22 protein-coding genes are annotated in these 21,949 nt (G+C 68.5%); 19 read left to right on the top strand and 3 right to left on the bottom strand.

What is annotated here, in order from left to right:
- Positions 1–47 precede the first annotated feature (47 nt).
- From LX88_RS38010 to LX88_RS37940, 15 genes are all read left to right on the top strand, one after another.
- Entirely contained in the window at positions 48–698 is a 651-nt protein-coding gene (locus LX88_RS38010; protein ID WP_258952595.1) for an L-threonylcarbamoyladenylate synthase, read from the top strand.
- Between the two features lie 78 nt (positions 699–776).
- Positions 777–1,919, top strand: a complete 1,143-nt coding sequence (locus LX88_RS38005; protein WP_090066624.1) for a glycosyltransferase family 4 protein — start codon at positions 777–779, stop codon at positions 1,917–1,919.
- Between the two features lie 104 nt (positions 1,920–2,023).
- Positions 2,024–2,470, top strand: coding sequence for a Cg1360 family ATP-synthase-associated protein (locus LX88_RS38000; protein WP_258952594.1), 447 nt, complete (start codon positions 2,024–2,026; stop codon positions 2,468–2,470).
- A 148-nt stretch (positions 2,471–2,618) separates the two neighbouring features.
- On the top strand, positions 2,619–3,395 hold the full coding sequence (gene atpB / locus LX88_RS37995; RefSeq protein ID WP_258952593.1) for a F0F1 ATP synthase subunit A: 777 nt from the start codon (positions 2,619–2,621) through the stop codon (positions 3,393–3,395).
- A 61-nt stretch (positions 3,396–3,456) separates the two neighbouring features.
- A complete protein-coding gene (locus tag LX88_RS37990) occupies positions 3,457–3,702 on the top strand; it encodes an ATP synthase subunit C-like protein (RefSeq protein ID WP_090008758.1) in 246 nt (81 codons plus the stop codon).
- A 31-nt stretch (positions 3,703–3,733) separates the two neighbouring features.
- Positions 3,734–4,279 carry a F0F1 ATP synthase subunit B gene (locus LX88_RS37985; RefSeq protein WP_090066621.1) on the top strand — a complete coding sequence of 182 codons (546 nt, stop codon included), beginning with the start codon at positions 3,734–3,736 and terminating at the stop codon, positions 4,277–4,279.
- Positions 4,280–4,282: 3 nt separating this feature from the next.
- Positions 4,283–5,116, top strand: coding sequence for a F0F1 ATP synthase subunit delta (locus LX88_RS37980; RefSeq protein WP_258952624.1), 834 nt, complete (start codon positions 4,283–4,285; stop codon positions 5,114–5,116).
- Positions 5,117–5,162: 46 nt separating this feature from the next.
- Positions 5,163–6,809 carry a F0F1 ATP synthase subunit alpha gene (atpA, locus tag LX88_RS37975; protein ID WP_258952592.1) on the top strand — a complete coding sequence of 549 codons (1,647 nt, stop codon included), beginning with the start codon at positions 5,163–5,165 and terminating at the stop codon, positions 6,807–6,809.
- A gap of 8 nt (positions 6,810–6,817) precedes the next feature.
- Positions 6,818–7,732: a F0F1 ATP synthase subunit gamma gene (locus tag LX88_RS37970; protein WP_258952591.1), complete on the top strand. Its 915-nt coding sequence runs from the start codon at positions 6,818–6,820 to the stop codon at positions 7,730–7,732.
- Positions 7,725–9,161: a F0F1 ATP synthase subunit beta gene (gene atpD / locus LX88_RS37965; protein WP_090066617.1), complete on the top strand. Its 1,437-nt coding sequence runs from the start codon at positions 7,725–7,727 to the stop codon at positions 9,159–9,161. Before LX88_RS37970 ends, atpD begins: the two co-directional genes overlap by 8 nt.
- 126 nt (positions 9,162–9,287) lie before the next feature.
- The gene (locus LX88_RS37960) at positions 9,288–10,496 is read left to right on the top strand and encodes an MFS transporter (protein WP_258952590.1); all 1,209 of its coding nucleotides are present in this window, start codon (positions 9,288–9,290) and stop codon (positions 10,494–10,496) included.
- 16 nt (positions 10,497–10,512) lie between these two features.
- Positions 10,513–12,018, top strand: a complete 1,506-nt coding sequence (locus LX88_RS37955) for an ABC transporter transmembrane domain-containing protein (protein WP_258952589.1) — start codon at positions 10,513–10,515, stop codon at positions 12,016–12,018.
- Complete coding sequence (locus LX88_RS37950; RefSeq protein WP_258952588.1) at positions 12,015–13,745, top strand: ABC transporter ATP-binding protein; 1,731 nt, start codon at positions 12,015–12,017, stop codon at positions 13,743–13,745. The genes LX88_RS37955 and LX88_RS37950 overlap by 4 nt, the downstream gene beginning before the upstream one ends.
- A gap of 406 nt (positions 13,746–14,151) precedes the next feature.
- Complete coding sequence (locus LX88_RS37945) at positions 14,152–14,517, top strand: F0F1 ATP synthase subunit epsilon (protein ID WP_090008738.1); 366 nt, start codon at positions 14,152–14,154, stop codon at positions 14,515–14,517.
- A 22-nt stretch (positions 14,518–14,539) separates the two neighbouring features.
- The gene (locus LX88_RS37940; RefSeq protein ID WP_258952587.1) at positions 14,540–14,971 is read left to right on the top strand and encodes a DUF2550 domain-containing protein; all 432 of its coding nucleotides are present in this window, start codon (positions 14,540–14,542) and stop codon (positions 14,969–14,971) included.
- Between the two features lie 247 nt (positions 14,972–15,218).
- On the opposite strand, the gene LX88_RS37935 is transcribed toward LX88_RS37940, so the two are convergent.
- Entirely contained in the window at positions 15,219–15,791 is a 573-nt protein-coding gene (locus LX88_RS37935) for a cob(I)yrinic acid a,c-diamide adenosyltransferase (protein WP_090066611.1), read from the bottom strand.
- A gap of 35 nt (positions 15,792–15,826) precedes the next feature.
- On the opposite strand from LX88_RS37935, the gene murA reads away from it, so the two are divergent.
- Positions 15,827–17,092 carry a UDP-N-acetylglucosamine 1-carboxyvinyltransferase gene (murA, locus tag LX88_RS37930; RefSeq protein WP_258952586.1) on the top strand — a complete coding sequence of 422 codons (1,266 nt, stop codon included), beginning with the start codon at positions 15,827–15,829 and terminating at the stop codon, positions 17,090–17,092.
- 118 nt (positions 17,093–17,210) lie between these two features.
- Here the strand turns inward: murA and LX88_RS37925 are convergent, their stop codons facing one another.
- Positions 17,211–17,498: a hypothetical protein gene (locus tag LX88_RS37925; protein WP_258952585.1), complete on the bottom strand. Its 288-nt coding sequence runs from the start codon at positions 17,496–17,498 to the stop codon at positions 17,211–17,213.
- 103 nt (positions 17,499–17,601) lie between these two features.
- On the opposite strand from LX88_RS37925, the gene LX88_RS37920 reads away from it, so the two are divergent.
- Positions 17,602–19,596: an ethylmalonyl-CoA mutase gene (locus LX88_RS37920; protein WP_258952584.1), complete on the top strand. Its 1,995-nt coding sequence runs from the start codon at positions 17,602–17,604 to the stop codon at positions 19,594–19,596.
- A 17-nt stretch (positions 19,597–19,613) separates the two neighbouring features.
- Positions 19,614–20,372 (top strand): enoyl-CoA hydratase-related protein, encoded by a 759-nt coding sequence (locus LX88_RS37915; protein WP_258952583.1) that lies wholly within the window; start codon positions 19,614–19,616, stop codon positions 20,370–20,372.
- Here LX88_RS37915 and LX88_RS37910 read toward each other — a convergent pair.
- The gene (locus tag LX88_RS37910) at positions 20,287–21,141 is read right to left on the bottom strand and encodes a helix-turn-helix transcriptional regulator (RefSeq protein ID WP_258952582.1); all 855 of its coding nucleotides are present in this window, start codon (positions 21,139–21,141) and stop codon (positions 20,287–20,289) included. The two genes, LX88_RS37915 and LX88_RS37910, sit on opposite strands and share 86 nt — an antisense overlap.
- Before the next feature lie 102 nt (positions 21,142–21,243).
- Between LX88_RS37910 and LX88_RS37905 the strand changes: the two genes are divergently transcribed.
- Positions 21,244–21,945, top strand: coding sequence for an SDR family oxidoreductase (locus LX88_RS37905; RefSeq protein WP_258952581.1), 702 nt, complete (start codon positions 21,244–21,246; stop codon positions 21,943–21,945).
- The last annotated feature ends 4 nt before the right edge of the window (positions 21,946–21,949 follow it).

Here is a 21,949-nt window from a genome sequence, read left to right as displayed (position 1 = left end):
CCGGGCCTTGCGTCACCCTGCCGTGGAGGCTGGCTAGGCTCACTGAGGTGAGCACGGTCTACGACTGCAGCGAACCGGGCAACCGCACGGCGGGACTTGCCGCCGCCGCCGGAGCGGTGCGGAGCGGGCGCCTCGTCGTCCTTCCCACCGACACCGTCTACGGGATCGGCTGCGACGCGTTCGACGCCGAAGCCGTCCGGAGTCTTCTCGACGCCAAGGGGCGTGGGCCTGACATGCCCGTGCCCGTGCTGGTCGGGTCCTGGACCACCATCGACGGGCTGGTTCTCAGCGTGTCGCGGCAGGCGCGGGCGCTCATCGAGGCGTTCTGGCCCGGTGGGCTGAGCATCGTGTTGCCGCACGCGCCCAGCCTGGCTTGGGATCTGGGGCAGACGCGCGGCACGGTCATGCTGCGCATGCCGTTGCATCCTGTTGCCCTGGAACTGTTGCGCGATGTCGGGCCGATGGCCGTGTCCAGCGCGAACAAGACCGGGCACGCGCCCGCGTCCAGTGCGCAGAAGGCTCGTGACCAGCTCGGGGACGCGGTGCCCGTGTACCTCGACGGTGGGCTGAGTGGCGAGAACATCGCCTCGACCATCGTCGACCTCACCGGGCCCGACGCGCTGATCCTCCGCGAGGGTGCGGTCACCAAGGAAGACGTCAACGAGGTGCTCGGCATCGAGGTCGAGGTCGCGCGGTAGTGAGTTGCTGCCAGAATTGATCATGGTCGCCGCGGGTACCGTGGCGAGCACCCCGACTCCCGATTGATTGGTAGGCCCGTGGGGCCCGCATCCTCGTTCATCCTTCCCGTGCGCGAGTACCTGCTCGTCGCGTTGATCGCTGCCGTCGTGACGTTCCTGCTCGTGGGTCTGGTGCGCGCGATGGCGTTCCGGCTCGGGGCGGTGGCCTACCCACGGCAGCGCGACGTGCACGTGCAGCCGATGCCGCGCATGGGTGGCGTCGCCATCTACGGCGGCGTGCTGGCCGGCATGTTCGTGGCGCACCAGTTGCCGGTGCTGCGGGCGGCGTTCGACTTCTCCAACGACCCGTGGGGCGTCATGGTCGCGGGCGGCGTCATCGTGCTCGTGGGCGCGATCGACGACAGGTTCGAGCTCGACTCGCTCACCAAGCTCGCCGGCCAGGTCACCGCGGCGGGCATCCTCGTGCTGTTCGGTCTCCAGTGGATGATCGCGTGGGTGCCGTGGGACGGCGGCGCGACCATCTCCCTCGACCAGAACCAGGGCGCGTTGCTGACCGTGCTGCTCGCGGTCACCATGATCAACGCGATGAACTTCGTCGACGGCCTCGACGGACTCGCCGCCGGCATCGGCCTCATCGCCGCCGCCGCGACGGCCGCGTTCTCGATCGGTCTGCTGGTCGAACGCCAGGGTGCCGTCGAGGCCTACCCGCCGGCCCTGATCGCCGCGGTGCTGGCGGGTGCGTGCCTGGGCTTCCTGCCGCACAACTTCAACCCCGCGCGCATCTTCATGGGCGACTCGGGCTCCATGCTCATCGGCCTCATGCTCGCCGCCGCCACCACCAGCGCGTCGGGCAAGATCAACCAGGCCACCGGCAGCGCGGCCGACCTGCTCGGTCTGCTCTCGCCGCTGATCGTGGTCGCCGCGGTGCTGTTCGTGCCGCTGCTCGACCTGCTGATGGCGATCATCCGCCGCACCCGGCGCGGCGAGAGCCCGTTCTCCCCGGACAAGATGCACCTGCACCACCGGTTGCTGGAGATCGGGCATTCGCAGCGCCGTGCCGTGCTCCTCATCTACTTGTGGGCCGGCGTACTGGCGTTCGGCGCGGTCGCGCTCACGCTGTTCGACCCGATCATCGTGGCCACGTGCTTCGTCATCGGGCTGATCGTGACGTTCGTGGTCTCGGTGATCCCCCGGCTCAGGGACGCTCGCAGCAAGTCCTGAAAGTTCACCGCGAATTGGTGCGCCATCTTGTTTGGGGCCGCTTAACCACCGTTAACGAGGGGCTGCCCGCAGGTGCTGGAATGCGGGTTCCTAGACTTCGGGACATGAGCGACGCGGACAAGGCCGTCACGCACGAGCTGACCGTCCAGCGACTCGCCGGGGAAATGTTCCGCGAGGCCGCGTGGGCCGCGCTCGGCACGTTTGTCCTCGGCGTCGTCGTGTCAACGGTGATCTGGGGGACCGCTGGTCTCTTCGGATCATTGATCGGTGGTGCGATCGCCATCGGTTCGAGCCTTGCCACGCTGTTGTTGATGCGCAAGACCGCGGCGCTCGATCCGATGTTCGTGATGGTCGCCGCACTCGGCGGATTCATGGGCAAGCTGATCGTGTTGCTGCTCGCGGTGATCCTGCTGCGCAACCAGTCGTGGCTCGAACCCAAGGCACTGGGAATCACCCTGGTGGCGACAGTGCTCGTCACGTCGTTCCTGGAGGCCAGAGCCTCCAGGCGCAGCCGTAGCCAGATGGTCGTGCCCGCCTCCGAAGGCGCCTAGACCTGCTGATATGGTCCGCGCAGACCAGGGACACCCGATAGCAGGGTGCCTCTGGCAGTCGCTTGCGAACCGTAAGGTACGTTAAGTCCAGATCGTGACGATTCCCCCGGCGGAGTGAACGCCGGCCGGGAGAACCGGAAGGAACACAGTGACCAAGTTGCTGGCTTCGGGGGGCGAGTTCGTCGCTCCCGGTGTGAAGGACTTCTTCCTCCCGCCGATCTTCGGCTCGGTCACGAAGCCGATGGTCCTGCTGGTGCTGTCGATCGTGATCATCGCCGTCTTCTTCATTGCGGCGACCCGCAACCTCAAGGTCGTTCCCGGCAAGTTCCAGTTCGCCGCCGAGTCGCTTTACGACTTCGGGCGCAACAACATCGCCAGGGAGCAGATCGGCTCGAAGGACTTCAAGCCCTTCATCCCGCTGATCCTCACGATCTTCACCTTCATCCTGGTGAACAACCTGTTCGGGCTCATCCCGATCGTCCAGTTCCCCACGATGTCGCACATCGGATTCCCGCTCGCCGTTTCGTTGCTCGTCGTTTACCCGGTGTACCACTTCGTCGGGTTCAAGCGGCACGGCTTCGTGGGCTACTTGAAGCACCAGACGATTCCGCCGGGCGCGCCGTGGTTCGTGCTCCCGCTGCTGATCCCGATCGAGTTCTTCCAGAAGTTCATCCTGAACCCGCTCACGCTGGCGATCCGAGTTTTCGCTGCCATGTTCGCGGGTCACCTCCTGCTGCTGGTGTTCACCCTGGCCGGTGAGTTCCTGCTGCTGAATGGCGGCCTGACCGTCATCGTGGCGCCGGTGTCCTTCGCCTTCGCCATCGCGCTGACCTTCCTGGAGGCGCTGATCATGTGCCTGCAGGCCTACATCTTCGCGCTGCTGTCTGCCAGCTACATCGGCATGGCGCTGGCAGAAGAGCACTGAGAAACGCAAAGCCTCCGATCCGCGAAATCTCGCGGACCGAGTTGGAAAGGGAACAGCAACAGTGAGCGCTATCCAGATCGCCCAGGACGCCGTCAACCTGAACCAGGGTCTCGCGGCCATCGGCTACGGCCTTGCGGCCATCGGCCCGGGCATCGGCGTGGGTCTGATCTTCTCCTCGGTCATCAGCGGCACCGCCCGTCAGCCCGAGGCCCGCGGCGTGCTGCTCGGCCTGGCGTGGACCACCTTCGCCATCGTCGAGGTCCTCGCGCTGATCGGCTTCGTCGTGTACTTCATCGCGACTGCCTGACCGACCTCTGATCGCGTTAGGAGAAACGGTGATGGACACCCTCATCCTGGCTGCGGAGGGTCCGGTCAACCCGGTCATTCCGCATACCTCGGAGATCATCCTCGGTCTCGTCGCGTTCCTGCTCCTCCTCTTCGTCATCAAGAAGTTCGTCTCACCGCGCTTCGAGGCGTTGTACGAGGAGCGAACGGCCAAGATCGAGGGTGGCATCGAGAAGGCCGAGCAGGCTCAGGCCGAGGCTCAGCGTGCTCTCGAGCAGTACAAGGAGCAGCTGGCCGAGGCTCGCGCCGAGGCCGCACGCATCCGCGACGACGCACGGGCCGAGGGCCTGCAGATCGTCGAGGAGATGCGTGAGCAGGCGCAGGCCGAATCCGCGCGCATCGTCGCGCAGGGCCAGCACCAGCTGGACGCTCAGCGCGCCCAGATCGTCGCGGAGCTGCGTGCCGACCTCGGCCGCACCGCTGTCGAACTGGCGAGCAAGGTCGTGGGCGAGTCCCTCGAGGACGACTCCCGCCGCCGTGGCACCGTCGACCGCTTCCTCAACGAGCTGGACGCCGTCGCGGCGCCCGCGAGCAAGTAGAGGCTGCCGATGACGTTGCATGCCGCAAGTCGTGAAGCTCTGGCAGCCGCGGAACTGCGGCTGCTGGAGCTGGCCGACGCCACCACGTCGACGGCCGACCTCGCCAAGCTCGGCGAGGAGCTCTTCGCCGTGCTCGACGTGCTGATCGGTCAGCGCTCGCTGCGCGGCGCGCTCGCCGACGCCTCGTCCGAGGCCGCTGGTCGTGAGCAGCTGGTTCGCGGCCTGTTCGCGGGCAAGGTGGGCGAAGCGACCCTGCAGATCCTGGTCGCCGTCGTGACCGCGCGCTGGTCCAGCCCGCGCGAGCTCGTGGACGGTGTCGAGTCGCTCGCCCGCACCACGCTGCTGGTGCGTGCCGAGCGCGACGGCCAGCTGGACTCGACTGAGGACGAGCTGTTCCGGCTCGGCCGCATCGTGGCTGGTTCGAACGAGCTCGAGCTGCTGCTGGCGGACCCCGCCGGTGACGTCTCCGGCAAGGTCGCGCTGGTCGACTCCCTGATCCAGGGCAAGGTCAGCCCGGTCACCAAGACGCTGGTGGACCAGCTGGTTCGCAACCCGCGCGGAGTGCGCGTGGCGGACGGGCTCTCCGAGCTCGCCGACCTGGCGGCCAAGCGCCGTCAGCGTTCCGTCGCGCACGTCCGGTCCGCGGTGGCGCTGACCGCGGAGCAGGTCGACCGCTTGACCGCGACGCTGACCACGATCTACTCGCGCCCGATCGCGCTGCACGTCGAGGTCGACTCCTCGCTCGGCGGCGGCCTCACGATCAAGATCGGCGACGAGATCATCGACGGAAGCGTCGCCGGCCGGTTGGCGGCACTGCGCCGCAATCTCGCCAGCTAGCCCCCGAGCCCTTTCCCAAGTACGAAGAAGTGAGAGCAGGAACGACATGGCGGAGCTGACGATCTCGTCGGACGAGATCCGCAGTGCGATCGAGAAGTACGTCTCGAGCTACTCCCCGGAGGTCAGCCGGGAAGAGGTCGGTACCGTCGCCGAGACCTACGACGGCATCGCCATCGTCGAGGGCCTCCCGGGCACGATGACGAACGAGCTGCTCGAGTTCCCCGGTGGCGTCCTCGGCGTTGCCCTGAACCTCGAGGTCCGCAACATCGGTGCGGTCATCCTCGGTGACTTCGACAAGATCGAAGAGGGCCAGGAGGTCCGCCGGACGGGCAAGGTCCTGTCCGTGCCGGTCGGCGACGGCTTCCTCGGTCGCGTCGTCAACCCGCTGGGCACGCCGATCGACGGTCTCGGTGACATCGTCGCCGACGACACCCGCGCCCTGGAGCTGCAGGCGGCTTCCGTGCTGCAGCGCCAGCCGGTGTCCGAGCCGATGCAGACCGGCATCAAGGCCATCGACGCGATGACGCCGATCGGTCGCGGTCAGCGTCAGCTGATCATCGGTGACCGCAAGACCGGCAAGACCGCGGTCTGCATCGACACGATCATCAACCAGAAGAAGGCCTGGGAGTCGGGCGACCCGAAGCAGCAGGTCCGCTGCGTCTACGTCGCCATCGGCCAGAAGGGCTCCACCATCGCGGGCGTCAAGGCCGCGCTGGAGGAGGCGGGCGCACTCGAGTACACGACGATCGTCGCCGCCCCCGCTTCTGACTCCGCCGGCTTCAAGTGGCTGGCGCCGTACACCGGCTCCGCCATCGGCCAGCACTGGATGTACCAGGGCAAGCACGTCCTGATCATCTTCGACGACCTGACCAAGCAGGCCGAGGCGTACCGCGCGATCTCGCTGCTGCTGCGCCGCCCGCCGGGCCGCGAGGCCTACCCCGGCGACGTCTTCTACTTGCACTCGCGTCTCCTCGAGCGTTGCGCGAAGCTCTCGGACGAGCTCGGCGGCGGTTCGATGACGGGTCTCCCGATCATCGAGACCAAGGCGAACGACGTGTCGGCGTACATCCCGACCAACGTCATCTCGATCACCGACGGTCAGTGCTTCCTCGAGTCCGACCTGTTCAACGCCGGTGTCCGCCCGGCCGTCAACGTGGGTATCTCCGTTTCCCGCGTCGGTGGTGCCGCGCAGATCAAGGCGATGAAGGACGTCGCGGGTTCGCTGCGCCTCGACCTGTCGCAGTTCCGCGAGCTGGAGGCCTTCTCCGCGTTCGCGTCCGACCTCGACGCCGCGTCGCGCGCCCAGCTGGACCGCGGTGCCCGTCTGGTCGAGCTGCTCAAGCAGGGCCAGTACTCCCCGGTGCCCGTCGAGGAGCAGGTCGTCGAGATCTTCGCCGCGACCAAGGGTCACCTGGACGACGTCCCCGTCGCCGACATCCGCCGGTTCGTCGCGGACTTCAAGGACTCGCTGCGCCGCAACCACGCGGACGTGCTGAGCAGCATCGTCGAGACCAAGAAGTTCCCCGAGGACTCGCAGAAGCGCGTTGCCGCCGCCGTGTCCGAGTTCAAGAAGCAGTTCACCGCTTCGGACGGCACGACGATCGTCAACGAGGCTTCCGAGAAGGCGATGGACGCCGACAAGGTCGCCCAGGAGTCGGTGAAGGTCCACAAGCCCGAGCCCACCAAGAAGTGATCTGAGCCATGGGCGCACAGATTCGGGAGCTCCGCCAGCGGATCCGAACGGTCAACTCGACCAAGAAGATCACGAAGGCGTACGAGCTCATCGCCACGTCTCGCCTCGCCAAGGCGCAGACCAGGGTCGCGGCCTCGCGCCCCTACGCGGACGAGATCACGAACGTGCTCTCCGCGTTGGCCGAGGCCTCGGCGAACCTCGACCACCCGCTGCTGTCGGAACGGGAGAACCCCAAGCGTGCCGCCGTCCTGGTCGTGACCAGTGACAAGGGCATGTGCGGTGGTTACAACGCGAACGTGCTCAAGGCCGCTGAGCAGCTGATCCAGCTGCTCAAGTCCGAGGGCAAGGAGCCGGTGCTGTACGCGACCGGCCGCAAGGCGATCGGGTACTTCAACTTCCGCCGTCGCGAGGTCACCGCGTCGTGGAGCGGGTTCTCCCAGACCCCGCACTACGTCAACGCCGTCGAGGCCGGTGACGCGCTGGTGGAGGCGTTCCTGGAGGGCACGGAGAACGGCGCGCAGGGCGTGGACGAGATCCACGTCGTGTACACCGAGTTCAAGTCCATGCTGAGCCAGACGCCGACCGCCAGGCGGATCGCGCCGATGGACGTCGAGTACACCGGTGAGACCCCCAAGGGCCCCCGCGCGGTGTACGACTTCGAGCCCAGTGCGGAAGCGCTGCTCGGAGCGATGCTGCCCAAGTACGTGAAGACGCGGCTGTTCTCGGCCATGCTGGAGGCGGCGGCTTCGGAGTCGGCGGCTCGTCGTACGGCCATGAAGGCGGCGACGGACAACGCGACGGAGCTCGTGCGCAACCTCAGCCGGGCGGCGAACTCGGCCCGTCAGGCCCAGATCACCCAGGAGATCAGCGAGATCGTCGGTGGCGCCTCCGCGCTTACCGGTGGCGCAGGAAGTGATGACTGACATGAGTGCTACTGCCACCACCACCCGCACCGGCCGTGTGGTCCGGGTGATCGGTGCGGTCGTCGACGTGGAGTTCCCGCGCGGCGCCGTGCCAGAGCTGTTCAACGCCTGCCACGCCGAGATCACCTTCGAGGCCGTCGCCAAGACGCTGACCCTCGAGGTCGCTCAGCACCTCGGCGACAACCTCGTCCGCACCATCTCGATGCAGCCGACCGACGGTCTGGTGCGCGGTGCGACCGTGACCGACACCGGCAAGGCCATCTCGGTCCCCGTCGGTGACGTCGTCAAGGGCCACGTCTTCAACGCCCTCGGTGACTGCCTCGACGTGCCCGGCCTCGGCCGCGACGGCGAGCAGTGGGGCATCCACCGCAAGGCGCCCGCCTTCGACCAGCTCGAGGGCAAGACCGAGATCCTCGAGACCGGCATCAAGGTCATCGACCTGCTCACCCCGTACGTCAAGGGTGGCAAGATCGGCCTGTTCGGCGGCGCGGGTGTCGGCAAGACCGTGCTCATCCAGGAGATGATCACGCGTATCGCGCGTGAGTTCTCCGGTACGTCGGTGTTCGCCGGCGTCGGTGAGCGCACCCGTGAGGGCACCGACCTCCTCCTCGAAATGGAGGAGATGGGCGTTCTCAGCGACACCGCCCTGGTCTTCGGTCAGATGGACGAGCCGCCCGGCACGCGTATGCGCGTCGCGCTGTCCGCTCTCACGATGGCGGAGTACTTCCGCGACGTGCAGAACCAGGACGTGCTGCTCTTCATCGACAACATCTTCCGGTTCACCCAGGCCGGTTCCGAGGTGTCGACCCTGCTGGGCCGCATGCCTTCGGCCGTGGGTTACCAGCCGACGCTGGCCGACGAGATGGGTGAGCTCCAGGAGCGCATCACCTCGACGCGCGGTCGGTCGATCACGTCGCTGCAGGCCATCTACGTGCCCGCGGACGACTACACCGACCCCGCCCCGGCGACGACCTTCGCCCACCTGGACGCGACGACGGAGCTTTCCCGTCCGATCTCCCAGAAGGGCATCTACCCGGCCGTCGACCCGCTGTCGTCGTCGTCTCGAATCCTCGAGCCGTCGATCGTCGGCGAGGAGCACTACCGGGTCGCCCAGGAGGTGAAGCGAATCCTGCAGAAGTACAAGGAGCTGCAGGACATCATCGCCATCCTCGGTATGGACGAGCTCTCCGAGGAGGACAAGGTCCTCGTCGGTCGCGCGCGTCGCCTCGAGCGCTTCCTCGGCCAGAACTTCATCGTGGCCGAGAAGTTCACCGGTCAGCCCGGCTCCTTCGTGCCCATCAAGGACACGATCGAGGCGTTCGACCGCGTGTGCAAGGGCGAGTTCGACCACTACCCGGAGCAGGCGTTCTTCTCCTGCGGCGGGCTGGACGACGTCGAGGCCAACGCCAAGAAGCTTGCCGGTAACTGAGGCTCGCTGACTTCTCGAAGGGCCGTCCCTCCTTTGTGGAGGGGCGGCCCTTCGTCATGTCCGGAGCACTTGACGTTTCCGGTGGATGGAAATCGCACTCCCGATCGCGGGCCCTGACGTCGCACGATGCTCGGCATCACCAGGCGCCTCGACGAGGAGGAGGAGCGCGTGAACAAATGGGTGTTGCCGCTGTGCTGGACCGCTGTCCTGCTCGACGGCTTTGACCTCGTGGTGCTCGGCACGGTGATTCCTGTGCTGTTGCAGGAGAAGCTGCTCACGACGGCGAGCGCCAGCGCGGTGTCCACGGCGGGTCTCGTCGGGATGATGCTCGGCGCGTTGATCATCGGGACCATCACCGACGTCATCGGGCGGCGCAAGGTGATGATCTACGCGGTGGCCGGGTTCTCCCTGTTCACGCTCGCCTGTGCGTTCGCGCCGGACGCGACGACGTTCGGGATCCTCAGGTTCCTCGCGGGGCTCGGCCTCGGTGGCTGTCTGCCCACGGCGATCGCGCTGGTCAACGAGGCTCGGCCGCAGCAGGGCGGGCGGGCCACCACGCTCATCATGACCGGGTACCACGTCGGCGCGGTCATCACGGCGCTGCTGGGGATCGTGCTCATCCCGCAGCTGGGTTGGCGGTCGCTGTTCGTGGTGGGGGCGCTGCCGGCGTTGGTGCTGATTCCGTTGATGGTCAAGCACTTGCCGGAGACGGTGACGCGCAGGGCTCCCGCGCTGGAGGCGGTCGGATCGCTGTTCAAGCCGGGCCTGCGGAGGGCGACGATCGCGTTCTGGGTGGCGTCGTTCATGGGGCTGTTGCTCGTGTACGGGCTGAACACCTGGCTGCCGCAGATCATGCGCAGCGCCGGATACGAGCTCGGGACGGCCCTGGCGTTGCTGCTCACGCTCAACATCGGTGCGGTGGTGGGACTCCTGATCGCCGGAGCGGTCGCCGACCGGATCGGGATCAGGCCCGCGGCCATCGGGTGGTTCGCGGCTGCCGTGGTGTTCCTGGCCTTGCTGAGCATCAAGCTGCCGGGTGTCGGCGTGTACGTGGCCGTGTTGCTGGCCGGGTGCTTCGTGTTCAGCGCGCAGGTGCTCGTTTACGCCTATGCGGGGCGGGTTTACGAGGAGAACCGGGCCACCGGGATCGGCTGGGCCGCTGGGATCGGACGGCTGGGTGCCATCAGTGGGCCGCTCCTCGGCGGTGCGTTGCTCACGGCAGGACTGGCGCACCCGTGGGGCTTCTACGCGTTCGCGTTCATAGCGGCGTTGGGCGCAACGGCCGTTGGTGCAATTGGGCTGAAGGCGAAAACGGTCGTGGCGCCCGCCGGGTGATGGCAAGGTCGGGTGCATGGCCCGACACGTTCCGTACGACGACCCGGGGACGCCGGACGTCCGCTCGCCCTGGCGGTACCTGTGGTGGCTCGTGCTCGTGCAGCGTGGGCGGGTGCTCGCCGGGGCGTGGTGGGGCTCGCTGTCGATGTGCGGGCTGATCCTGCCGCCGTACCTCATCTCGAGGGCCGTCGAGGACGGTGTGCGCGGTGGCGACCGGGTCGCGTTGCTGTGGTGGTGCGGTGCTCTGCTCACGACGGCGGTGGGGCTGGCCCTGGTCTTCATCGCCCGGCACCGCACGATGACGTTGGTGCGGACCGATGCCTCGTTGCGCACGGCGCAGATCGTCGTCCGGCACGTCACCCGTCTCGGCGGGGTGGTGCGGCGGAAGCTGTCCGCAGGGGAGCTCACGTACCTGCAGAACGGTGACACGGCACGGATCGCGCACGCGTTGACCAGTACCGGGCCCGGAGTGGGTGCCGTGGTCGCGTACGTGGCCACGGCGGTGTTGCTGGTGCGGATCTCGCCGCTGGTCGCCGTGGTGGTGTTGCTCGGGGTGCCGGTGCTCGCCGTGGTGACCGGGCCCGTCCTGAGCCGGCTGCACGCCGTGGAGGCCGGGTACCGGCAGCGGCAGGGTGAGCTGAGTTCGCGGGCCGGCGACATCGTGGGCGGGCTGCGGGTGCTGTCCGGCATCGGCGGGAAGCCGGCGTTCGAGGCGCGGTTCCGGACTCAGTCACGAGAGGTCCTCGAAGACGGCTACCGGGTGTCGGCGTGGCTGAGCTGGGTGCAGGCGCTGACGTGGGGACTGCCCGCGTTGTTCCTCGCCGTGGTCACGTGGATCGTGGCGCGCATGGTGGTGACCGGTGCCATCTCGATCGAGCAGATGGTCGCGGTCTACCTGTACGTCACCACGCTGACCGTGCCGGTCGCCTTCTTCATGGAAGGGGCGGACGCGATTCCGCGTGCGCTGGTGTCGGCGCGGCGCGTCATCGACGTTCTGCGGTTGCAGCGTGAGGAGAACAGCGGTGACGCCGAGCCGCTGGACGTGAAGACCGGTGCGTTGACCGTGGTCTTCTCGGCGAACGCGACGCTGGCGAGGGCCGCCGTCGAACGGCTGCCGGGAGTGTTGGCGGACAACGACGACTACCTGTTCGCGGGCACCGTGCGCGAGGCGGTGTCAGTGGCGGTGCACGGCGACCACGAGCTGGACGAGGCCTTGTACGCGGCGGCCGCCGTGGACGTCGTGGAGGCGTTGCCGGACGGCCTCGACTCACACCTGGAATCGCAGGGGCGCAACGTTTCCGGCGGCCAACGGCAACGGCTGCGGCTCGTGCGGGCGTTGCTGAGCGAACCGGAACTGCTGGTGCTGGTGGAGCCGACGTCCGCGCTCGACGCGGTGACCGAGGCGGCGGTGGCGAAGAGGGTGCGGGAGACGCGGACGGGCCGGACCACGGTGGTCGTGTCGTCGTCACCGTTGTGGGCGGGCCAGGCGGATCAGGTCGTGCACCTGGAGGGAAGCCGATGACCAGGCTGCCGATCGCGGACCGCCGTGAGGTGCGGCAGGCGGCGGCGCGGCTGCTGCGGGGCGAACGGCGTGCGCTGGCCGGGGTGCTCGTGCTCACCGCGCTCTCGGCGTTGTCGGGGCTCGTCGGGCCGTACCTGCTCGGCAAGATCGTCGGTGGGGTGGAGGCTGGTTCCCTAACGCTGTCCACTGTGGACCAGCTCGCTCTCGCGGTGCTCGGTGCGGCCGTGCTGCACCTGGTGCTGGTGCGGTACAGCGCGTTGCGGGCGGCGAGGCTCGGCGAGCGGTTCCTGGCCTCGCTGCGGGAGGAGGCGGTGACGCGCACGCTGGCACTGCCCGCGCGAGTGGTCGATCGGCTGAGCACGGGCGACCTGCTGACCCGCGTGACGAGCGACGTCGGCACGGTCGGCCAGGCGTTGCGGGACAGCGTGCCCGAGGTGCTCGCGGGCGCCGTGCACCTCGTGGTCGTGTTCGTGGCGGTGTTCTGGCTCGACCCGGTGCTCGGTCTCGTCTCGCTGGCGGGCATGCCGTTCGTGGTGTGGGTGGTGCGCTGGTACCTCGCCCGTGCGCGCGACGCGTACCTCGCGGAGAGCGAGGCCAACGGCGACGTCGCGGAGATGTCCGCGGCGGTCGGTGAGGGCAGCCGGACGATCGAGACGTACGGGCTGAGGGCCCGGATGGTGGCGGCGGCGGACGACACCATCGCGCGGTCGTACCGGGCGCGGCTGCGGACGCTCGCGCTCAGGAACGTGCTGTTCCCGGTGACCACCTTCGTGAACACCCTGCCGGCCGCGCTGGTGCTGCTCGTCGGTGGCTTCTTCTACGCGGCCGACGGTGTGCGGATCGAGGTCGTCGTCACGGCGGTGTTGTGGGTGTGGCGGCTGGTCGAGCCGATGGACCGCATCCTGTTCTGGGTCGAGTTCCTGCAGCGCGGCGGCGCGTCGTTCGCGCGGATCGAGGGGATCGGTGCCCACGTCGAACCCGCGCCCGCCGTCCGCGAACCGGACGGCGACCGCATCGAGGTCAGCGGGGTCCACTACTCCTATGTGGACGGCCACGAGGTCCTGCACGGCGTCGATCTCGTGGTGCAGCAGGGAGAACGGCTGGCGATCGTGGGCGTCTCCGGCGCGGGCAAGTCGACGCTGGGCCGCTTGATCGCGGGCGTCGACCGGCCGGGGGAGGGGTCGGTGCTCGTCGGCGGAGTGCCCGTCGCCGACCTCGCGGCAGCCGGGCAGCAGCGGATCGTGCTGGTCACGCAGGAACACCACGTGTTCATCGGCACGGTCAGGGAAAACCTCGCGATGGCGGCCCCGGACGCTCCGGACGCCCGGTTGCTCGAAGCGTTGCGCACCGTCGGCGCGGGGTGGTTCGAGGAGTTACCGGAAGGCCTGGACACGCTGCTCGGTGCGGGCGGACTCGAACTGGACCCCGCGCAGGCCCAGCAGCTGGCGCTCGCCCGCGTCGAGGTCGCCGATCCGCACACGTTGGTGCTGGACGAGGCGACGTCCTCGCTCGACCCGGCCACGGCCAGGCACGCGGAGCGTGCGATCGCGGCCGTGCGCGAAAGACGAACGGTGATCGCGATCGCGCACCGCCTGCAGACCGCGCGCGACGCCGACCGGATCGCGGTCGTCGACGCGGGTCGTGTCGTGGAGTTGGGTTCCCACGACGAACTGGTCGCCAGAGACGGCGCCTACGCCACGCTCTGGCGCTCCTGGCACGGCACCTAGGGGAGTCGGCATCGATGAGACTTCGGTCACGGGCTCATCCGGCTCCGCCTCGTCCCACAGGTGCCAGCACGTTCCGAGGAACTCCGCATCGTCGGCGCCGGCGGTTCGCGGCCGCGTTGGCCAGCTTGCGCGTGCGTACGCTTGAGGTGAGGAGCTGATTCGGCGGCACTTGCCGTACATGGTCTTGAGGACGTCATGCAGAATGTCCTCAGCGTCGCTTTTGTCGCCGCCGCACAGCAAGCAGGCGGCGCGCGACAGGGCCTGCGACCGCAACGCCGCGAAGCCCTCGAAGTCCTGCACGTCTCCCCTTCGGCGGTCGTCGAAGGTGCTGACACCGGGCGGGGCGGCAAGGTCGTCAGGCGACCGTTTAGACTCAGTTCGACTCCAGACGACGAGGGAGATACGCGTGGCCGAGATGACCGTTGAACTGGTCGCCGTTGAACGCCGTTTGTGGTCCGGCAAGGCCACCTCTGTTTCGGCGCAGACCACCGAGGGCGAGATCGGCATCCTGCCCGGTCACGAGCCCGTGCTCGGCCAGCTGGTCGAGGGTGGCGTGGTGCGGGTGCGCACGACCGACGGTGGCCTTGTCACCGCCGCCGTGCACGGTGGCTTCCTCTCCGTGACCGGCACCGGCGTATCGATTCTCGCCGAGGACGCCGAGCTCGCGGGCGAGATCGACGTGAACGCGGCGCGCACTGCTCTGCAGGACGCGGACGACGCAGAGCGCGCACGTGCGGCAGCGCGCGTGCGGGCCGTGGAACAGTCGGCCTGAGACCGGGCACGAGGCCGCAGCCGTGGGGATCACCGAGATTGCCGGCCTGATCCTTCTTGGGGTGGCGATCATCATCACCTGCTTCGCCTGGCGCCGCATCCGGCTGCTGCGCGAGGGCGGTGTGCACGTCGCCCTGCGCAGCAAGTTCGACGATCGCGGGCGTGGCTGGCACCTGGGCGTGGGGCACTACCGGGGCGACTCGTTCGCCTGGTTCCGGGTGCTGTCGCTCGGGTCAGGGCCGAACGAGCTGATCTCCCGGGACGGGCTCGAGATCGACGCCCGCCGCGAGCCGACCGGGCCTGAGGCCTACGCCATGCCGGTGGGGGCGATCGTGCTGCGATGCAGGTCTGCCTCTGGTGAGGTCGAGATCGCCATGGGGCCGGACGCTCTCACCGGGTTCTTGTCCTGGCTCGAGTCTTCGCCTCCGGGGCGATCGATTCCCTGGGCTTCTTGAGATTGTGCGAACGACCCGTCGGGGGTTTCCCGGCGGGTCGTTTTGCGTGCGGGTCGGGTTGCGTTGGCTGACGCCGGTTCCAGCGGGGGTGACCGCCTGCCGCGCCAGATGTGACCGCGCGAGCGGACCCGACCGCCACTCGGCGCACTAGGTCAGACCGCTCGCTCAGCATCTCCACGCCAGGACTCGTACGCGATCGCCGTGCGAAGGCGTGCGCCTGGCGGCACCGCGCGGTGCCTTGCGTGCGTCAGGCGTTCTCGCCCGGCTGCCACAGGACGTCGCCGTCCGGGTTCGCCACCCGAGCCAGGATGAACAGCAGGTCCGAGAGCCGGTTCAGGTACTTGGCCGTGAGGACGTTGGTGTGCTCGGCGTCCTCTTCGATCAGCGACCACGTGCGCCGTTCCGCGCGGCGGGCGATGGTGCGTGCCTGGTGCAGCAGGGCCGCTCCCGGCGTGCCGCCGTTCAGGATGAACGAGTCGAGCTTGCCCAGGCGTTCGTTGAACGTGTCGCAGTAGGTCTCCAGGCGGTCCACGTAGGCCTGGGTCACGCGCAGGGGTGGGTACTTCGGGTCCGGGGTGATCGGGGTGCAGAGGTCCGCTCCGACGTCGAAGAGGTCGTTCTGGACCTTGCGCACCACGTCGAAGACGTCTGGTGCCAGCTGGCCCAGTGCCAGGGCCACGCCGAGGGACGCGTTCGTTTCGTCCACGTCCGCGTAGGCCTCGATGCGTGCCGAGGTCTTGGGGACGCGGGAGAAGTCGCCCAGTCCGGTCGTGCCGTCGTCGCCGACCCGCGTGTAGATCTTGGTGAGATGTACCGCCATGGCTGGCACTTTAGAGCCGTACGTAGGATTGCCGCGTGAGCGAGCATTTCCGGGTACACGGTGGCGCAAGGCTGGTCGGCGACGTTGACGTCGTCGGCGCCAAGAACAGCGTGCTCAAACTGATGGCCGCAGCCCTGCTGGCCGAGGGCACCACGACCATCACCAACTGCCCGGACATCCTCGACGTGCCGCTGATGGCGGACGCGCTGCGGAGTCTCGGGTGCGAGGTCCTGCTCGAAGGTGACGTGGCGAGGATCACGACGCCCGCGGAGCTGAGTCATCGGGCTGACTCCGAGGCCATGGGCAAGCTGCGCGCGAGCATCTGCGTGCTCGGGCCGCTGGTCGGGCGGTGCAAGCGCGCGGTCGTGGCGTTGCCCGGCGGTGACGCGATCGGGTCGCGGCCGTTGGACATGCACCAGAGCGGGCTCGAGAAGCTCGGTGCGAGGACGTGGATCGAGCACGGTTGCATCGTCGCCGAGGCCGAGGGGCTGCACGGCACGCAGATCTGGCTCGACTTCCCGAGCATGGGCGCGACAGAGAACATCCTGATGGCGGCCGTGCTCGCCACCGGGACCACGGTCATCGACAACGCCGCCCGCGAGCCCGAGATCGTCGACCTCTGCCTGATGCTCAACCAGATGGGTGCGAAGGTCGAGGGCGCCGGCACGTCCACCCTCACCGTCCACGGCGTGACCGAGCTCAAGCCGACCGAGCACCGCGTCATCGGTGACCGGATCGTGGGCGCCACCTGGGGTTTCGCCGCCGTCATGACGCGTGGCGACGTGCGGGTGCGCGGTGTGAACCCGCACCACCTCGACCTGGTGCTGGAGAAGCTGCGCATGGCGGGCGCCGAGGTCACCGTCTACGAGGGTGAGGACGAGGGGTTCCGCGTCGTCATGGAGGGGCGGCCCAAGGCGGTCGACTTCGTGACGCTGCCGTACCCCGGCTTCGCCACGGACAACCAGCCGTTCGCGATCGCGCTGTCCACGGTCTCCGAGGGCACCTCGATGATCACCGAGAACCTGTTCGAGTCACGGTTCCGGTTCATCGACGAGATGATCAGGCTCGGGGCCGACGCGCGCACGGACGGCCATCACGCCGTGATCCGCGGCATTGAGAAGCTGTCCAGCGCGCCGGTGTGGGCGTCGGACATCCGCGCCGGCGCGGGACTCGTCCTCGCCGGCCTGTGCGCGGACGGGGCCACCGAGGTCTACGAGATCTTCCACATCGAGCGCGGGTACCCCGGCTTCGTGGAGAACCTCCGCAAGCTGGGTGCGAACGTGGAGCGAGTCAGTGTCTGATTGCGCTCGCCCGCTCGCGCGGTGAGATTCGCCGGGAAGTCGGTCATCCGACCGCCGCTTTCCCCCGAATCGCCTCCGGCGGTTGGCGGAAAGAGGCACTCGGACGACCGACGCGAACTCACGTCTTGAGCACCAGCCGCGCGTTCGGGACGTCCGCCGGGAACACCATCACCTGGTAAGGCGCGTGTCGCGAACGCGTGGCACGCACCCCGTTCTGCTTCAGCTTCTGCACGAGAACGTTTGCGGCCTCCTCTGTGGGCACGACCGCGACCTCGCTCAGCAACCCGAAGTCCGTGCCGTCCAGATCCGGCACGGGGCGTTTGTCGTTGCCCGCGAAGTACCTCAGCACCAGAGCCAGCAAGCCGAGAACCGCGAAGACGATCCCGGTCTGGTAGAAGCCCGTCACCTCTTCATCATGCTCCCAGTGGTCACGATTCAGTGAGCAATCGCACGCGCGACGACTGTTACCGGCCAGTACGCTCCGGTCAACGACGATGTGGGAGGTTGCTGTGCCGTACCCAGCTGACCGTGAGCGTGACCGGCCCTGGGTGATGCGCACGTACGCGGGTCACTCCTCGGCCACCGCTTCCAACGCGCTCTACCGCCGCAACCTGTCGAAGGGCCAGACCGGGCTGTCGGTGGCGTTCGACCTGCCGACGCAGACCGGCTACGACCCGGACGACGAGCTCGCGAAGGGCGAGGTCGGCAAGGTCGGCGTGCCCGTCAGCCACATCGGCGACATGCGGCAGCTCTTCGACCAGATCCCGCTCGCCGGCGCCAACACGTCGATGACGATCAACGCGACGGCCATGTGGCTGCTCGCCATGTACGTCACCGTGGCCGAGGAGCAGGGCGCGGACCCGTCGGCGCTCGCCGGCACGACGCAGAACGACATCATCAAGGAGTACCTGTCCCGCGGCACCTACGTGTTCCCGCCGGGACCGTCGCTGCGGCTGATCACCGACATGGTCGCGTGGACCGTGTCGAACGTGCCGAAGTGGAACCCGATCAACATCTGCAGCTACCACCTCCAGGAGGTCGGCGCGACGCCGGCGCAGGAGGTCGCGTACGCGATGTGCACGGCGATCGCCGTCCTCGACTCGGTGCGTGACTCCGGTCAGGTGCCGCAGGAGAAGTTCGGTGAGGTCGTCGCCCGCATCTCCTTCTTCGTGAACGCCGGTGTGCGGTTCATCGAGGAGATGTGCAAGATGCGCGCGTTCGCCCAGTTGTGGGACGAGATCACGCTGGAGCGCTACGGCGTCGAGAACCCGAAGCACCGCCGGTTCCGCTACGGCGTGCAGGTCAACTCCCTCGGCCTCACCGAGGCGCAGCCGGAGAACAACGTCCAGCGCATCGTGTTGGAGATGCTCGCGGTCTCGTTGTCCCGCAACGCCCGTGCGCGCGCCATCCAGCTCCCCGCGTGGAACGAGGCACTCGGCCTGCCGCGCCCGTGGGACCAGCAGTGGGCGTTGCGCATGCAGCAGGTGCTCGCCTACGAGACGGACCTGCTGGAGTACGAGGACATCTTCGACGGCTCACCGGTCATCGAGGCGAAGGTCAACGACATCCTGGCCGGTGCGCGCGAGGAGATCGACCGCGTGCAGGCGATGGGCGGCGCCGTCGCGGCCGTCGAGTCCGGCTACATGAAGTCGAACCTCGTGTCCTCACTGGCGGATCGCCGCCGCCGCGTCGAGGCGGGCGAGGACGTCGTGGTGGGCGTCAACAAGTTCGACACGACCGAGCCGTCGCCGCTGCAGGCCGAGGGCGCGAACTCGATCGAGACCATCGACCCGGTCGTCGAGGCGCAGGCCGTAGAGGCGATCAAGCAGTGGCGTGCCGACCGCGACAACGCCGCGGTCGAGGCGTCCCTGGACGCTCTGCGCGAGGCCGCGAAAACCGACCGGAACCTCGTCGAGGTGACGCTGGCGTGCGCGCGGGCCGGAGTGACGACCGGCGAGTGGTCGCAGGCACTGCGGGAGACGTTCGGCGAATACCGTGCTCCCACAGGCGTTTCCGGTGCGTCGGCTTCCGGCGAGGCGGGCTCGGAGATCGCGCGTGTGCGCGAGCGGGTGCGGTCGACCGGCGAGGAGATGGGCGAGCGCCTGCGCATGCTCGTCGGCAAGCCGGGCCTCGACGGCCACTCCAACGGTGCCGAGCAGGTCGCCGTGCGCGCCCGCGACGTCGGTTTCGAGGTCGTCTACCAGGGCATCCGCCTCACGCCGTCGCAGATCGTCTCGGCCGCCGTGCAGGAGGACGTGCACGTCGTGGGCCTCTCGATCCTCTCCGGCTCGCACCTGGAGGTCGTGCCCGCCGTGGTCGACGGCCTGCGCGCGGCCGGTGCCGGGGACATTCCCGTCATCGTCGGCGGCATCATCCCGCCGGGCGACGCCGCCAAGCTGCGCGAGCGTGGCGTGGCGCGGGTGTTCACGCCCAAGGACTACGAGCTGACCGAGATCATGGACGAGATCGTCACCGTGATTCGAGAAGTGCGCTCCCTCTCGTAGGGCCTTAGTGTCGCGGAATGGTTGACGTTTCGCGGGACGGGTCCGTCGTCCGGATCACGATGAACCGTGCGGCCAAGCGCAACGCGCTGTCCGCCGAGCACCTCACGGAGCTGCTGGACGCGTTCCGCGAGGCAGGCACGTCGGACGCGGCCGGGATCGTGCTGGCCGCCGACGGGCCTGTCTTCTCCGCCGGGCACGACTTCGCGGACGTGCACGCCCGTGACGAGGAAGGCGTGCGGCTGCTGCTGGAGCTGTGCACCGTGCTGATGAAGACGATCCAGTCCGCGCCGCAAGTGGTCATCGCTCGCGTGCAAGGGCTGGCGACGGCGGCCGGATGTCAGCTCGTGGCTTCGTGCGATCTGGCGGTCGCGGCGGACACGGCAGGGTTCTCGTTGCCTGGCGGCAAGGCCGGGTGGTTCTGCCACACGCCCGCGGTGCCGGTGGCGCGCTCGATCGGGCGCAAGCGGTTGATGGAACTCGTGCTCACCGGCGACGTGATCGACGCGGCGACCGCGGTCGAGTGGGGGCTGATCAACCGCGCGGTGCCCGCGGACGAGCTGGACGCCGCGACGGACGACCTGCTGGCGCGAGCCACGCGGGGCAGCAGGTCGTCGAAGGCGATCGGCAAGCGAACGATCTACGCGCAGCTGGACCGGCCTGAGATCGACGGGTACGAGATCGCGCTGTCCGTCATGGCCGAGACTTCGCAGTCCCCGTCAGCCAAAGAGGGACGTGCGTCGTTCCTGGAGAAGCGGCCGCCCGTGTGGCCCGACTAGTCGCGAGGAGCCGCAGCGCGTCGGCGTTCGGGCCCGGCTCCGCCTGGTAGACCACCAGGAACTGGCCGGGCGCCTCGCGGACGTCGAACGAGTGGTAGTTCAGCTTCAGCGCGCCGACGGCCGGATGCACGAACTCCTTGGCGTCCTGAGTCTTCCCGCGCACCTCGTGCTGGTCCCAGAGCTCGCGGAACGTCGCGCTCTCGCTGAGCGCCTCCACCATCTGCCGCAGGCGCGGGGACTTCGGGTCGGCGGTCTGGCGCAGGTGTCCGACGGTGCTCTGCGCGACCCAGTTCCAGCGCGGGTAGAAGCTCGCGGCGGCGGGGTCGAGGAACGTCATCCTGGCGGCGTTGTCGGCGGGCGTGAACGGCTCGTAGAGGGCCTCGGCCAGCGGGTTCACCGCGAGGATGTCGAGCAGCGAGTTCATCACGAACGCGGGCATGTCGTGCATGCCGCCGATGAGCCGCATCAGTTCCGGGCTGACCTTGTCGGTCGAATGACCTTCGTCCGCGACGACCCCGGCGAGGCGGTGCATGTGTGCCCGCGCGTCGGTGTCGAGCTGGAGGGCGCGGCTCAGGGCGTCGAGGACCTGAGCGGACGGGTTGGTCTCACGGCCCTGTTCGAGACGGGCGTAGTAGTCCGCGCTCACGCCGGCCAGCACCGCGACCTCTTCCCTGCGCAGGCCCTTGACCTTGCGCTGGGTGTGGCTCGGCAGGCCCGCGTCCTGGGGGTCGACGCGGGCACGATGGGCTTTCAGGAACTCTCCGAGCACGGTGTCGAGGCTATTACGCGGCCTCGGTTTCTGCCTGGGTGTGCCACTCCTAGGGAGAAGGTGTCCTGGTAGGGGCCGCGCCAGGCGCCGATCGTTGGTGCCATGAGCGAAAAAGTCGTGGTGATCAGCGGAGCTTCCAGCGGTATCGGCGAGGCGACGGCCCGGGTCCTCGCCAAGGCCGGGCACCAGGTGTTCCTGGGGGCACGGCGGGAGGACCGGCTGGCGGCGCTGGCGGACGAGATCGGCGGTGCGTACGCGCCGCTCGACGTGACGTCCCGCGAGTCCTTCCAGTCCTTCGTGGATGCCGCTGTGGAACGGTACGGGCGAGTCGACGTGCTGGTGAACAACGCGGGCGTGATGCCGTTGTCCCTGATGGAGTCGCTGAAGGTCGACGAGTGGGACCGCATGGTGGACGTGAACATCAAGGGCGTGCTGAACGGCATCGCCGCGGTGCTGCCCCGGTTCACGGGCGGTGGGCACGTCGTGAACGTCGCCTCGATCGGCGCGCACATGGTCATGCCGACCGCCGCCGTGTACTGCGCGACGAAGTACGCGGTGTGGGCGTTGTCCGAGGGGCTGCGGCAGGAGCGCGACGACCTGCGCGTCACCGTGATCTCGCCCGGTGTCACGGAGTCCGAGCTGGCGGACACCATCACCGAGGACTTCGCGGCCTCGCTGATGGAGGACTTCCGCAAGCTCGCGCTGCCGGCGTCCGCCATCGGTGACGCCATCGCGTACGCGATCTCGCAGCCGGCGGAGGTCGACGTCAACGAGATCGTCGTGCGGCCGGTCTCGCAGCGCTAGGGCG

The organism is Lentzea californiensis (genome assembly GCF_024648825.1).
Taxonomy (GTDB): Bacteria; Actinomycetota; Actinomycetes; order Mycobacteriales; family Pseudonocardiaceae; genus Lentzea; species Lentzea californiensis.
Note: the sequence above shows the minus strand (reverse complement) of the source record. Positions and strands in the feature narration are given on the sequence as shown.